The following is a 14,389-nucleotide window of genomic DNA, read 5'->3' on the forward strand; positions in this document are numbered from 1 at the left end:
GTTATTGATGCTTCAATTAAGTCATTGATGCTTTCACATAGACGTCAAAACGGTTCTTTTTGGTTTCAATCGCCATGCTCGGTTTTTGTTCGTCTAACCAAGCAGCGTAATCCGGTCTTTTAACCACAACTCGCTTCGATGCCAATTTCATCGCCGGCTCAAATAGACCATCAGCATCCAGATCGGCACCCACCAAAGATTGGAATACGCGCATCTCTTTTTTAACCAAAGCCGATTTCTTTTTGTTCTCTGGGTGTGGGTACATTGGGTCGAGGTACACCACGTCTGGCTGTTCGAAGTCAGGATCGTTGCTGAGCTTATCCAACGCATCGTGACTGGATGCGTGAATCAGCTTCATACGCTCACTTACCCAACCACCGATGTCTGGGTCTTGTTGCGCTCGCTGCAAGCCATCATCAAGCAGTGCGGCCACAACGGGGTGACGCTCGACCATTTGCACCTTACAACCTAGAGAAGCCAACACAAACGCATCGCGCCCTAAGCCTGCAGTACCATCAAGAATAGTTGGCGTTGCGCCTTTGTTTAAACCAGCTGCTTTGGCAATCGCCTGACCTTTACCACCGCCAAACTTACGTCGGTGACCAACAGCGCCTCCCACTAAATCAACAAAGATAGCGCCAAGCTTAGGCTCATCGACTTTACGTAGCTCAAGTCGCTCACTAGTCAGTACCAAAGAAAAATCACTGCTTTCATCATGAGATAAGTTCCAGCGGGTCGCTAAGTCATTCAAATGATCGATTTGGGTAGCATCTTCGCAAATCAGTTGTAGTTGCAAGGTCGTCTCCAACAGACAGTAGTATTCAAAACAAAAGAGGCAACCAGTTTACCTGATTGCCTCAACAATACATATTAGCGGTGAAAAGTATTCCCAGCTAAAGTCGGCTTACCTAAACCAATGGCTCTGTCTCTCGCTCTTGTCTTAACTCTTCAACAAGCTCTGCGAGTGGCTTAGGTCGCCCTATGATGTAGCCCTGCGCGTAGTTCACACCCAGTTCGATAAGCTTGTCGATAATCTGGGTATTTTCAACGAACTCAGCCACGGTGTGCTTGCCCATCTGCTTGGCAAGATCATTGATCGAGCGAACCATCACATGGTCCATCTCATTCACATCAATATCACGTACAAACAAGCCATCGATCTTCACAATATCGACAGGCAGCTTTTTCAGATAGCCAAATGACGATAGCCCTGAGCCAAAATCATCCAATGCAATCATGCAGCCAAGCTCTTTGATTCGAGTGAAGAACTTGATCGCCTGCTTCATGTTACTCATGGCCGCTGTTTCGGTGATCTCTAAACAAATCTTATGGCACGGTATCGATGAATCGCTCAGGCTATCTATCAAAAATTCGACAAACTCACGGTTACCCATCGAGTGACCGGAAAGATTGATTGAACACATCCCCAGTTCCTCAATAACCTCAGGGCGTTGCTCCAACCAACCCAAGGTTTGACTGACGACTTGGCGGTCAATCAAATGCGCGATGTTATAACGCTCTGAGGCTGGCATGAAGATCCCCGGGGAGATGTATTCCCCTTGGATGTTCTTGATGCGGACCAAGATTTCAAAGTGCATTTTATCGCTGTCTTCATCTAGGCCAAGAATTCGCTGCGCAAACAACTCTAAGCGATCGTTAGCCAAGGCCTCATGCACTAGGTTAACGCACTCCATCTCAAGATGGCGACGACGCAGGTCTTCATCATCTTGATGGTAAAGATGATAGCGATTGCGACCTTCTTCTTTAGCGGCATGACAAGCTGCATCCGCCTGAGCGTGCACCATCTGTGGTGAAGCTGCTGTATGGTCGATCAATCGAATACCGATAGAGCACGTCAGGTTGAGTCGAATATCATCCCACAAGAATGGATTCTCACTCATCATCGAGATAATACTGCGACACACATTCACCGCATCTCGTTCAGTACAGTCTTTCATCAGCACAGCAAACTCATCACCACCCATTCGCGCTAACACCGCATTGTAAGGCAGTACGTCTTCTAGCAGTTTGGCGCTAAACAAGATCGCAGCATCACCCGCTTCATGTCCTGCGGTATCGTTCAGCACTTTCAGCTGATCCAAATCTAGGAACAACATTGCGTGAGTTCGCATGTGGCTCTCAACCTCTTTCAGCGCCTTTTGCAGCTCTTGCTCAAAGTGGTTGCGGTTAAAGGTGTCAGTCAGTAGGTCATAGCGAGCCTGATACTCTAGCTTTTCAGAAAGCTCGTGCGTTTCGGTGATGTCTTCACCCACAATCAACAGCTGATCAGACTCCACCAACGGGCGGATATTTTCACGAATCCAGCTCTTGCTGCCGTCGGCATGGCGATATTCGATATCACGACGCCACACACCACGAATCTTATGCTGAGGTTGCAGCAAGATATGACGAGGAATCATCGCGTTCTCATCAACATAGAATTCTCTAGGGCGATGGCCCAACAACTGATCGAGAGGGTATCCCAAAAGCTCTTCGGCAAACTGGTTCACTTGTTGAATGCGATTATTGCCATCGAGCGTAATCATCATCACCGGCTGTTTGTCGTAATACAGCTTCAAGTTTGCTTCACGTTGGAACAGCTTATTCTCAGCAAGCTTACGTGAGGTCACGTCGCGCGCCTCAAAGAGAAACTGAATGTCTTCGTCTTCACTGCCCGGCATCGGCTTCAATGAAATATCCAACACCATCGCACCGCGATCTCGACACCACACCTCGGCTTCAAATCGTAAGGCTGGGTGCTCACTTTTTGCGATGAAATATTCGGCTAGCACTTCTCGCGCAGAACTTTCCCAATGTTGGTGTTGTTGCAGCGGCGTTCCCAGTTTATAGCCTTGATTATAAAGCAGCTCATGTAACTTGCTGTTACTCGACAGCAGCACGCCACCCTTATCAATGATGCCCATAAATTGCAGGCTCTGATGAAATATCGACTCCAACAGTCGTTGGCTTTGGCGACTTGCACGTTCGCTCTTCTTCAGACGGTTAAGGTAATACACCAACACCGCGATAACACACGACATGCTCAAGAACATTAAACCGATGGTGCGAATTTCATCGCGATAGCGCATTAAGAATGACTTCGGCTTATTGAGGAAGGTTACTGAGGCTTCATTCTCTGCACCCAAATCCCAACGTGAGATCTGTTGGTAATCGAGTTTGATTTCTGGCGCGCCAGCAACCACCAATGGCAATGGAGCCTTAGGATTGTTCAGCACGCTCAACAGCACGCGCCCCGTGTCTCGACCTTGCGTTTCTCCACTGTGGATCACGCCACCAATGGCACCAAACCCAAGTCCTAAATCATGCACAATATACAATGGCATCTGAGTTTTTTTGTTGAGCTGACGCCAGTCTTCTTTGCTGCTGACCCGACCATTGATGTCGCGGTAGTAGGCCCAGAACAACAAGCTTTTAGTTAGATCAGCGCGTTGCGCGAACGTCATCAGTTCTTGATAAGAATCAGGCGTATATTGCTCCACCATCCCAGAAAACTCAGGGCGTTTTTGTAGAAATAAATCCACTTGAGCGCGAATAGCTTCACCCGTTACCGAGTGATCGGTAACCACGTAAACTTTTTTAACCGTCGATTGAAGTCGATTGATCAGCTCAATATTGCTCGCCATATCAATATCTTCAGTGATACCGGTTGCGTGCAAGCCTTCAATCATTTGCGGAGAAAAATTGTTGATGCCACCAAAAATAACGGGCGTGCCATTGAGTTCGGGCGCTAAGCGTTTCATCAGATTGAGGGCGTTATTATCACTGACGACTACAGCGGCAAACTCTTCATGCGACAGCTTAGTGCGGTATAGCTGATAAATTCGCTCTAAGTATTCAGCGTTTTGAGTTCGCTTGGTATCGAGATAAACAACCCGGTAAGATAACCCATCGCGATCGAGCTCATCAGATAGTCCTTTATGGAAATCATCTGTCCAGAAAAAGCCTTGATGATAAGAGTGAATAACCAACACATCTTTTGCCTGAGCTGAAGCAAAAACACTCCAACACATCACAATAAAAAATAACGAAAATCGCACTGAATTCACCCTAACCCTATAGTTACTGCTAATATTATCACCCTTGGCTATGATGTGTACTCAAGCCGGTATGTTTTTCATTCAACCTAAGGATTATGCATGTCCACAACCACAGCTCGTCTAGATGATCTAGACCGTGCCATTCTCAAAACCTTGATGGAAGATGCACGAACTCCTTACGCTGAAATGGCAAAGCAGTTCGATGTCAGCCCTGCGACGATTCACGTTCGCATCGAAAAGATGAGATCGGCAGACATTATCGAGCGAACGGAAGTTGTGGTAAACACCAAAAAACTGGGTTACGACGTGTGTTGCTTTATTGGCATCAACCTTAATGCTGCCAAAGATTACCACTCGGCGATCGCTAAGCTGAATGCCTTAGACGAAGTGGTTGAGGCGTACTACACCACTGGTGCTTACAATATCTTTGTAAAGCTGATGTGTAAGTCGATAGAAGAGCTGCAGTTTGTATTGATCGATAAGCTGCAAGCGATCGATGAAGTTCAGTCGACAGAGACACTGATTTCATTGCAGAACCCTATCAACCGCAATGTGAATCCATAACATTGATTCGCCTTGCTTGGCATAACGCACAGACAAAAAAAGAGCCTCTAACTAGAGGCTCTTTTCGCAATAAACTAGATAGTTACCGTGATTATGCGTTGATTCCCGCGTGGCGCAGCATTGCGTCGATTTGTGGCTCACGACCACGGAAGCGTTTGAACAGCTCCATTGGCTCTTCACTGCCACCCATTTCAAGGATGTTGTTCAGGAAGCGATTACCCGTTTCAGTGTTGAAGATACCCTCTTCTTCAAATGCTGAGAACGCATCTGCCGATAGCACTTCTGCCCACAGGTAGCTGTAGTAGCCCGCGCTGTAACCACCAGCAAAGATATGACCAAAGCTGTGTGAGAAACGGTTCCAATCTAGGCTTGGCAGTACCGACACCTTAGACTTAACATCCGCTAGCGTTTCTAGTACGCGAGCACCCACTTCAGGGTCGTATTCTGTGTGTAGCGTGAAATCGAACAAACCAAGCTCTAGCTGACGCAGGATAAACATCGCAGATTGGAAGTTCTTCGCCGCTAGCATCTTCTCTAGCATCTCTTTTGGTAGCGCTTCACCCGTTTCGAAGTGACCAGAGATGAACGACAGCGCTTCTTCTTCCCAACACCAGTTTTCTAGGAACTGACTTGGTAATTCAACCGCATCCCAAGGCACGCCATTGATACCCGCAACTGCGCCCGCTTCTACTTGCGTCAGCATGTGGTGGATACCGTGACCGAATTCGTGGAACAAGGTCACCACTTCATCGTGAGTAAACAGTGCTGGCTTATCACCAACTGGCTTATTGAAGTTACACGTTAGGTAAGCAACCGGGGTCTGTAGCTCGCCAGATTCGGTAATACGACGACCACGACAGTCATCCATCCAAGCGCCACCACGTTTGTGTTCACGTGCGTATAGATCTAGGTAGAAGCTACCACGCAGTGTTCCAGTCGCATCAAAGATATCAAAGAAACGCACTGACTCATGCCAAGTGTCTACGCCTTGACGCTCTGTTACCGACATACCAAACACGCGGTTCAGTACCTCAAACAGACCTGAAACCACATTAGATTCTGGGAAGTAAGGACGAAGCTCTTCATCAGAGATCTCGAACAGTTTCTGTTTTTGTTTCTCACTGTAGTAAGCGATGTCCCACAGGTTTAGCTCAGAGACACCAAATTCTTTCTCAGCAAACTGGCGTAGCTCTTCAACTTCTCGCTCACCTTGCGGTTTGGCTTTTACTGCTAGGTCGTTTAGGAAGCCAAGCACTTGGTCTGGCGTTTCTGCCATCTTAGTCGACAGTGATTTTTCGCTGTAAGTACTGAAACCAAGCATGCGCGCGATCTCGTGGCGCAGCTTAAGTTGCTCGGTGATGATCTCAGTGTTGTCCCACTTACCTGCGTTTGGACCGCGATCTGAAGCGCGCGTTACGTACGCTTCATAAAGCTCTTTACGCAGTTCTTGGTTATCACAGTAGGTCATCACAGGTAGGTATGATGGGATATCTAAAGTCAGTAGGTAGCCTTCTTGCTCTTTAGACTCAGCCGCCGCTTGAGCTGCCGCCAGTGCTGATTCAGGCATACCTGCCAGCTCAGCTACGTCTGTGATCTGCTTGCTCCAACCCATGGTTGCATCAAGCACGTTATTTGAGAATTGAGAGCCTAACTCAGACTGGCGCTTGCTGATCTCACCATAACGGTGCTGCTCGTCAGCGGGTAAGCCAATGCCCGACAATTCAAAGTCGCGCAGTGCGTCGGTAATAGTTTTTTGTTGAGCTCGGTTCAGTGCAGAGAATGCTTCACTCGCCTTGATCGCTTTATACGCTTCGAACAAGCCTTTGTGTTGGCCAACCCAAGTGCCGTATTCAGATAGCACAGGTAAGCAGCTCTCATACGCTTCACGCAGTTCGTCACTGTTCACGACAGAGTTCATATGGCTTACAGGTGACCAAATGCGACCTAAACGATCATCCACTTCTTCAATTGGAGCAACTAGGTTGTCCCAGCTTGGTGAAGTATTACCTTCAAGTACTTGTTCTATCTTGTTGCGACACGCTTCAATCACTTGCTCAACTGCAGGCTTTACGTGCTCTGGCTTGATCTGTGAAAACGGAGGTAAGTCCGTGAAGGTTAATAGCGGATTAGACATATAAACATTCCTTTGGCTTTAGAGACTTTCGTCTTTTTTGTAATGAGGTCGTCTTACAGTCATCAGGCTAAAGTTCGCCCTAAAAAATCACCTGCGAATAGTTATTAAATAGTGCCCATAAAGGCAAATTTCAATAGTAGAACCAATAACTAACTGCAGATAGCTGACGACTGTCCCTGAATTGTTCGAGAATTTATGGTCCATTGAGGGTTATAATAGTCTGATTAACCCCACCTACACTAACCACACTCTAATTCGAGAGTGTTACGAGAGTTTAATTTGTTAAGTTATCGCCACAGCTTCCACGCAGGTAACCATGCCGACGTAGTAAAGCATATCGTACAGAGCCTTATTCTTAATTCTTTGAAACAAAAGGATAAGCCTTTTGTTTATCATGACACTCACTCTGGTGTAGGTCGTTACGACTTAACGCATGAATGGTCTGAAAAAACCGGTGAATACAAGCAAGGTATTGCTCGTGTGTGGGAGCAAACAGACCTTCCTGAAGACATTCAAAGCTACCTTGAGTCTATTTCCATTCTCAATAATGGCGAGAAACTGCGTTACTACCCAGGTTCTCCACGTGTTGCACGTGCACACCTGCGTGACCAAGACCGCATGGTACTGACTGAGCTTCACCCAGCCGATCACCCGCTGCTTGAGCAAGAGTTCCACCGTGATCGTCAGGTATCTATCTACAAAGAAGATGGTTTTAAGCGCTTAAAGGGCAGCCTGCCACCAAAAGAACGTCGTGGTTTAGTACTGATCGACCCACCTTACGAGCTTGCAAAAGAGTATCGTGATGTCGTGACTGCAATCGCTCAAAGCCACAAGCGCTGGGCAACCGGTATCTACGCAATTTGGTACCCGGTAGTAAATCGCTGTGATATCGAAGATATGATCGAAGGTCTCGAAGGCTTAGGCATCAACAAGATTCTACAAATCGAACTTGGCGTATCACCAGACACCAACGAGCGTGGCATGACGGCATCAGGCATGATCGTGATTAACCCGCCTTGGAAGCTAGAAAGCCAAATGAAAGAGATTCTTCCATTCTTGAAGGAAGCAATTGCGCCGGCGACCGGTCACTTCAAAGTAGAGTGGATCGTACCCGAGTAATCTCGAACTTAACGTCATGCTCTGACAAATATTAAGCAGATTGTGACGTACACGAATAAATTTTAAACAGGGAGATTGAGTTCAACCGATCTGCCCTCAATATAATAATTAGACAATTTAAGAATCTATAGGACGTAGGTATCCAGTGCTCTCACTGTGACTACAACCTTCAATAAATGGAGAAAGTAATGGCGACTCATTTTGATTACATCTGTATCGGTGGCGGTTCAGGCGGCATCGCATCGGCTAACCGCGCAGCTATGCACGGTGCAAAAGTTGCACTTATCGAAGCTCAAGACCTTGGTGGTACTTGTGTAAACGTTGGTTGTGTTCCTAAAAAGGTAATGTGGCACGGCGCTCAAGTCGCTGAAGCAATCAACCTATACTCTGAGGACTACGGCTTCGACGTTGAAGTAAAAAGCTTTAACTGGAGCAAGCTGATTGAAAACCGCCAAGCGTACATTGGTCGTATCCACCAATCTTACGACCGCGTACTAGGTAACAACAAAGTAAACGTAATCAAAGGCTTTGCTAAGTTCGTTGATGAAAAGACAGTTGAAGTGAACGGTGAACACTACACAGCAGATCACATCCTGATCGCGGTAGGTGGTCGTCCAACAATTCCAAACATCCCAGGTGCAGAATACGGCATCGACTCAAATGGCTTCTTCGACCTAATGGAGCAACCAAAACGCGTTGCGGTTATCGGTGCTGGCTACATCGCAGTTGAGATCGCAGGTGTACTAAGCGCACTAGGCACAGAAACACACTTGTTCTGTCGTAAAGAATCTCCACTACGTAGCTTCGATCCAATGATCATCGAAACGCTAGTAGAAGTAATGGAAGCAGAAGGTCCAACACTTCACACGCACTCAGTGCCTAAAGAAGTTGTGAAAGAAGCGGATGGCACACTAACTCTACACCTAGAGAACGGCAACACTCAAAACGTTGACCACCTAATCTGGGCTATCGGTCGCCATCCAGCAACTGACGCTATCAACCTAGCATCAACTGGCGTTGAGACGAACGATCGTGGCTACATCAAGGTAGACGAGTTCCAAGCGACTAACGTTCCTGGCATCTACTGTGTTGGCGACATCATGGAAGGCGGTATCGAGCTAACTCCTGTAGCGGTTAAAGCAGGTCGTCAGCTTTCTGAGCGTCTATTCAACGGTCAAACTAACGCGAAAATGGACTACAACCTAGTTCCTACTGTTGTATTCAGCCACCCACCTATCGGCACGATTGGTCTAACGACTCAAGAAGCTGAAGAGAAGTACGGCAAAGACAACATCAAGGTTTACACATCTGGCTTCACTGCGATGTACACAGCAGTAACCAAGCACCGTCAACCTTGTAAGATGAAGCTAGTATGTGCTGGCGAAGAAGAGACTGTCGTTGGCCTACACGGCATCGGTTTCACGGTTGATGAGATGATTCAAGGCTTCGGCGTTGCAATGAAGATGGGCGCAACCAAAGCAGACTTCGACTCTGTTGTGGCGATTCACCCAACGGGCAGCGAAGAGTTCGTAACGATGAGATAATCAACACTATTTGTTGATATCTCTTAAAAGCAGGCCTTGTGCCTGCTTTTTTTATGTCCACTCTTGAACCTTACCCCTCAACTCCACGTAACACAGATACTGACCTATCTAGAACAGCAACGGAGTTTGTGATGAATCTACTAATTGAATCATTTGAAGGCGGGATCTACTTGGCTTACCAAATTATTGGCGAGCAAAAGCAGTTAATCAAAGACGACCAACAGCACCCAATGAAGTTTTTAAGTGTTAACCAAGCGCGCGACCACTTTAGCGATCGAGGCGTAGCATCGGCAATGTTGGTTCACAACAGTGCCTACGACGAGATGTGTGGTGAGCATTGTGGTAATACCCAACCATTCGAGATTGATTTGAAATGGAGTTGAATCAAATTCAAATCAATCGTGATAAAAATAGAAAGGCTTGTACTAGTGCAAGCCTTTTTCTTTTGGGTCATATTTCTTATCGAGCTGTGCGTTTTTGTCTTCGCTTGATATTTTGCTCTTTCACAACAAAGTCGAACAATGGTGCGAACAAGTTAGCAAACAAGATAGCGAGCATAATGCCCTCTGGATAAGCAGGATTGAGCACTCGGATGCCGACCGTCATCACGCCGATCAAAATCCCATAGGCCCATTTACTCTGATTGGTAAACGCGGCAGATACTGGGTCTGTCGCCATGAAGAAGGTACCAAACGCTACACCACCCAACACAAAGTGCCAGTAAAACGGCATCGAAAACATCGAGTTAGTATCCGACCCTATCCAGTTCAGTAAACTCGAGGTCGCCACAAGCCCAACAATCACACCGGCGACAATGCGCCAAGACGCTATCTTCATCACAATCAAAATCAACCCCGTCAGCATGATAAGCAGTGACGACACCTCACCCATCGAACCTGGAATATTACCGATAAAGGCATCCATCCAGGTGATCGCCTCGCCAGTCATATTATTGATTAGTGACGGGCTGCCCCCCTCATACCATTGGCTCAGTGGGGTCGCGCCTGAATAGCCGTCAGCAGCAACCCATACCAACCCACCGGACATGTTGGCGGGATAGGCAAAGTAAAGGAACGCGCGTCCTGCAAGGGCTGGGTTAAGGAAATTTCGCCCTGTGCCGCCGAATAACTCTTTGGCGACAACAATACCAAAGGTGATACCTAACGCGGCTTGCCAAAGCGGGATGGTTGGCGGGAGGATGAGTGCAAACAGCACAGAGCTAACAAAAAAACCTTCATTAACTTCGTGCTTACGAACGACAGCAAACAGTACCTCCCAGACGCCACCTACTACAAACACCGTGGCATAAACGGGTAGGAAATAGAGTGCACCAAGCAACATCTGACTTGCCCAGCCACTTGCCATCAATGACTGCGCATCACCAAATGCCCACGACAGACGCCAGCTACTCTCGATAACCGAGGCAAGTTCATTTAATTGATAACTGGATGTGAGTGCGAGAACGCTTTGGTGTCCGACGTTATACATTCCCCAGAACATTGCCGGGAAGGTCGCCAACCACACCAAAATCATAATGCGCTTTAGGTCAATGCTGTCACGAACATGGGTTATGCCGCGGTTTACGTTTCCGGGTGTATAGAATATTGTCGCGAAAGCTTCATACACTGGGTAGAGCTTTTCGTACTTACCACCGGCTTCAAAGCGTGGAGCCACGTCTTCTAATCGTTTTTTTAAACTCATAATCTCAATCACCTTATTGCTTGAGTTATGGTTTTCTACGCATCAGCCGCGCTATTTGAACAATTTTTAATCAAATTCGTCTTGAAGAACGAGTGTCTAAAAGTCGAACCGATGTCGAAAAAGAGAGGCGTATAAACAACAAAGCCCCAGCAATGGCTGAGGCTTATTTGGTTTGGTAACGGTCGTCGTTACTTAACGCACATCACATTAAGCAATGAAGAACCTTTCAACTGGTTGACGTTACCGTTGGTAAACAGACCTTTCTTATCTGCGCCCCAATAAGGGAGATGCATTGGCCAGTTCTGTTTTTCCATAACCTTTGAGCTCAAGATGCTTTGCCATTGCTTCTCACTCATCAGCTTCATGTTGACCTGATTACACACCAATTCAGCGCTATCGTAATCTAGGCGGCTCCAAGGCTTACCTTGCTCCATGTAGAACTGTTGTTGATGATCTAGAAGGTAAGGAATAGCATATTGGCTACCCGCAATGTCTGCTTTCACGCGAATCTCGATCTCTAGATCATTGTCTGAACTCGCGTTACCGCTTGGTAGCGTCTGAATTGCTGCAGCGCTCGCTACCGCCGCCACTTGCTTAGTAGCCACAGGTTTCGGTGCAGGCTTAGCTTCTACTTTTGCAGGAGCCTTGTGCGTCACCGCTTTTGGCTCTGCTGGTTTTGCCACAATAGGCTGTGATGAGGTTTTCGACTTATCGACCATACGAATAAAGGCTTCACCGTAACCAGAAACCTTACGCACCTGAGCTAGGTCTTTTCTCGCATCAGAGAAGGTAGAATAAGGTCCGATTAAGCAACGGTAGTCTCCGCCTTCCGGCTTCATCCAAACGTTGGTCGAGATCTTCTCATACAGAGGCTTTGCTCGGCTCAGTGACAAAGGCTTGTTCAGCAGGCCACATTGAACCCAAAACAGTTCGTTATCTGAATGACGTTTTGGTGCTTTACTGCCCCACACGCCCTTACCGATCGGACATGATTGCTCTAGCTGTGGTAATTGGTTGGTGCTTGCCTGAGTTGCATCACATAGAACCGACTCTGCATTCACTTGGCTCGATACCAAAAGAGATGCAGCGATAAGTCCCATACGATAATTTCTCGTCACAGCACGACATACAGCATTCATTGTCAATTTCATAACCACCACTTAAACCCTTGCGGGCTAATTATTACCGAATCTATGTCGATAAAACATGAATTCCATTTTAACTATTATTGACACTGTCAATAATACTAAGTTCCAGATCCATTAAGCAAAAAAAGAGCCGTAATTGCTTACGGCTCTTAATTTAGTGACTTTTTTTACTAAAAATCAAACCGGGCTATCACCCTTTATAAATTTTCGGGTTAAACACGTCACGTAACCAGTCGCCTAATAGGTTAATAACGAGAACCAATGTTACCAAAAGCACACCTGGGAATGCTGTGATCCACCATGCTCCTGAGAAAATGTAGTTAAAACCAGTACTGATCAGGGCACCGAGTGATGGTTGGTCTACCGGAAGACCTAAACCTAGGAAAGAAAGTGCCGCTTCTGACATGATGGCATTTGCCACCTGTACCGTAGAGATAACCAAAATCGGTGATAAACAGTTAGGCAGAATATGGCGGAACATGATGCGAGGTGCTCTAAAGCCCATCACACGTGCCGCTTCTACGTACTCTTTCTTCTTCTCTGCCAATACCGATGCACGAATCGTACGAGCATACTGCGGCCATTCAGCAATACCGATGATCACCACCAGCATAACAACCGCATATTGCGCGTAGAAGTCACTACCGAAACTCGCCTTAAAGATGGCCGAGACAATGATCGCAACCATCATGGTTGAGAACGAAAGCTGAACATCGGCAAAACGCATCAGGAAGCTATCAATACGACCACCGAAGTAACCTGCAGACAAGCCAATGATGATACCGAGAGTCAGCTGAAGACCTACCGCTAGGAAACCGATCGTCAATGACAGACGCGAGCCGTAAAGCATCGTAGATAAGATGTCACGACCCTGCTCATCAGTACCCAGTAGGAAGCGTTCTTCGCCGTCTTCCATCCAAGATGGTGGCAACTCAGAATCCATGATGTCGATAGACGTCACGTCATACGGGTCTGTTGGCGCTAGAATAGGTGCCGCTAATGCCATAACAAGGAAAGCTGCAAAGATAGCGAAGCTCACCATTGCCACTTTGTCACGTAAGAAGTAGTACAGAATGTCTGACTGCTTGAATCGCTCCCAACGAGATGGAGCTGTTGTTGTTTGTTCCATGATTATGCTCCTTTCCCTGTGATGTTCACTGTTGGGTTAATGATGCCGTATAGCAAGTCAACAATGGTGTTAGTTACTACGAAGATCAGGCCAACGAAGATAACGTATGCGGTAATCAGTGGTGTATCCACTCGGTTAATCGCTTCAAGGAATAGGAAGCCGGTACCCGGCCACTGGAATACAGTTTCAGTAAGAATGGTGTAAGCCACCATAGTACCGATTTGAACACCGCCTACCGTTAGTACTGGCAGCATTGTGTTTTTCAAAGCGTGTTGGTAGTAAATCTTGTTCAGCGCTAGGCCTTTTGCTTTACCAAACTTGATATATTCAGAGCTAAGAACCTCTAGCATTTCAGAGCGTACTAGACGAATGAACAGAGGCAGCATGATAGATGCTAGAGCAATACTCGGCAGCACTAAGTGTGCAAGGCCATCTATCGTTAAGAAACCAGACTCCCAGCCAAACCAGTTTGCGGTCTCACCACGTCCAAACGACGGCAGCCAACCTAACTCAATAGAAAATACATACATCAACATGATTGCGGTTAAGAAAACAGGCACAGAAATGCCGATACTACTGCCCGCCATCACCAGTTTAGTGAAGAAGCTTTTTGGGTGTATTGCAGAATAAACGCCAAGTGGAATCGACAGACAAACAATGATCAGAGAAGCGCCGAACACAAGCTCAAGCGTTGCGACTAGTTTATCTAAGATTACGTCCACAGCAGGGCGTTTAAAGAAATATGAAGTACCAAGATCACCTTGTAGAGCTGCGCCCACAAAGCGAGTGTATTTTGTAATGAAGGGATCATTTAAGCCGAGTTCATCACGCAGCGCTTGACGCTCCGATTCTGAAACAGATTGACCGACTAACTCACGCAACGGGTCGCCCAGGTTATCCTGAATGGCAAACGCCACCAAACTGATCACAAACATCACTATCAGTGCCTGAAACAGGCGCTTGACCAGAAACGTAACCATTCCTTGCCCCTT

At 46.9% G+C, this 14,389-nt stretch carries 11 protein-coding genes; 4 read left to right on the forward strand and 7 right to left on the reverse strand.

The window, feature by feature from the left end:
- Positions 1–16: 16 nt before the first annotated feature.
- Entirely contained in the window at positions 17–796 is a 780-nt protein-coding gene (locus LMH68_RS07640) for a class I SAM-dependent methyltransferase (RefSeq protein ID WP_229648034.1), read from the reverse strand.
- Positions 797–908: 112 nt separating this feature from the next.
- Positions 909–4,031, reverse strand: a complete 3,123-nt coding sequence (locus LMH68_RS07645) for an EAL domain-containing protein (RefSeq protein ID WP_229648037.1) — start codon at positions 4,029–4,031, stop codon at positions 909–911.
- 126 nt (positions 4,032–4,157) lie between these two features.
- On the opposite strand from LMH68_RS07645, the gene asnC reads away from it, so the two are divergent.
- The gene (asnC, locus tag LMH68_RS07650; protein WP_008218581.1) at positions 4,158–4,622 is read left to right on the forward strand and encodes a transcriptional regulator AsnC; all 465 of its coding nucleotides are present in this window, start codon (positions 4,158–4,160) and stop codon (positions 4,620–4,622) included.
- 91 nt (positions 4,623–4,713) lie between these two features.
- Here the strand turns inward: asnC and prlC are convergent, their stop codons facing one another.
- Positions 4,714–6,756, reverse strand: a complete 2,043-nt coding sequence (gene prlC / locus LMH68_RS07655; protein ID WP_017071475.1) for an oligopeptidase A — start codon at positions 6,754–6,756, stop codon at positions 4,714–4,716.
- 279 nt (positions 6,757–7,035) lie between these two features.
- Here prlC and LMH68_RS07660 point away from each other — a divergent pair, with 279 nt between their 5' ends.
- The 3 genes from LMH68_RS07660 (at position 7,036) to LMH68_RS07670 (ending at position 9,802) form a co-directional block, all read left to right on the forward strand.
- Positions 7,036–7,875, forward strand: coding sequence for a 23S rRNA (adenine(2030)-N(6))-methyltransferase RlmJ (locus tag LMH68_RS07660; protein ID WP_017060143.1), 840 nt, complete (start codon positions 7,036–7,038; stop codon positions 7,873–7,875).
- A 188-nt stretch (positions 7,876–8,063) separates the two neighbouring features.
- A complete protein-coding gene (gene gorA, locus LMH68_RS07665) occupies positions 8,064–9,419 on the forward strand; it encodes a glutathione-disulfide reductase (protein WP_017070093.1) in 1,356 nt (451 codons plus the stop codon).
- Positions 9,420–9,550: 131 nt separating this feature from the next.
- Complete coding sequence (locus LMH68_RS07670) at positions 9,551–9,802, forward strand: DUF6482 family protein (RefSeq protein ID WP_010433424.1); 252 nt, start codon at positions 9,551–9,553, stop codon at positions 9,800–9,802.
- A 76-nt stretch (positions 9,803–9,878) separates the two neighbouring features.
- On the opposite strand, the gene LMH68_RS07675 is transcribed toward LMH68_RS07670, so the two are convergent.
- The 4 genes from LMH68_RS07675 to LMH68_RS07690 form a co-directional block, all read right to left on the reverse strand.
- The gene (locus tag LMH68_RS07675) at positions 9,879–11,120 is read right to left on the reverse strand and encodes an NADH:ubiquinone reductase (Na(+)-transporting) subunit B (RefSeq protein ID WP_017060137.1); all 1,242 of its coding nucleotides are present in this window, start codon (positions 11,118–11,120) and stop codon (positions 9,879–9,881) included.
- Positions 11,121–11,308: 188 nt separating this feature from the next.
- Positions 11,309–12,271 (reverse strand): SPOR domain-containing protein, encoded by a 963-nt coding sequence (locus tag LMH68_RS07680; RefSeq protein WP_029235875.1) that lies wholly within the window; start codon positions 12,269–12,271, stop codon positions 11,309–11,311.
- Positions 12,272–12,458: 187 nt separating this feature from the next.
- Complete coding sequence (locus LMH68_RS07685; RefSeq protein ID WP_017060135.1) at positions 12,459–13,397, reverse strand: ABC transporter permease; 939 nt, start codon at positions 13,395–13,397, stop codon at positions 12,459–12,461.
- 2 nt (positions 13,398–13,399) lie between these two features.
- Positions 13,400–14,377, reverse strand: coding sequence for an ABC transporter permease (locus LMH68_RS07690; protein WP_008218600.1), 978 nt, complete (start codon positions 14,375–14,377; stop codon positions 13,400–13,402).
- Positions 14,378–14,389: the final 12 nt, after the last annotated feature.

Source organism: Vibrio sp. F13 (assembly GCF_020806305.2).
Lineage (GTDB): Bacteria > Pseudomonadota > Gammaproteobacteria > Enterobacterales > Vibrionaceae > Vibrio > Vibrio crassostreae_C.

Bases quoted from the DNA above. Each gene is read 5' to 3' on its own strand.
- LMH68_RS07675 (WP_017060137.1), bottom strand. From the start codon at position 11,120: ATGAGTTTAAAAAAACGATTAGAAGACGTGGCTCCACGCTTTGAAGCC.
- asnC (WP_008218581.1), top strand. From the start codon at position 4,158: ATGTCCACAACCACAGCTCGTCTAGATGATCTAGACCGTGCCATTCTC.
- gorA (WP_017070093.1), top strand. From the start codon at position 8,064: ATGGCGACTCATTTTGATTACATCTGTATCGGTGGCGGTTCAGGCGGC.
- LMH68_RS07670 (WP_010433424.1), top strand. From the start codon at position 9,551: ATGAATCTACTAATTGAATCATTTGAAGGCGGGATCTACTTGGCTTAC.
- LMH68_RS07645 (WP_229648037.1), bottom strand. From the start codon at position 4,031: ATGTGTTGGAGTGTTTTTGCTTCAGCTCAGGCAAAAGATGTGTTGGTT.
- prlC (WP_017071475.1), bottom strand. From the start codon at position 6,756: ATGTCTAATCCGCTATTAACCTTCACGGACTTACCTCCGTTTTCACAG.
- LMH68_RS07690 (WP_008218600.1), bottom strand. From the start codon at position 14,377: ATGGTTACGTTTCTGGTCAAGCGCCTGTTTCAGGCACTGATAGTGATG.
- LMH68_RS07685 (WP_017060135.1), bottom strand. From the start codon at position 13,397: ATGGAACAAACAACAACAGCTCCATCTCGTTGGGAGCGATTCAAGCAG.
- LMH68_RS07680 (WP_029235875.1), bottom strand. From the start codon at position 12,271: ATGAAATTGACAATGAATGCTGTATGTCGTGCTGTGACGAGAAATTAT.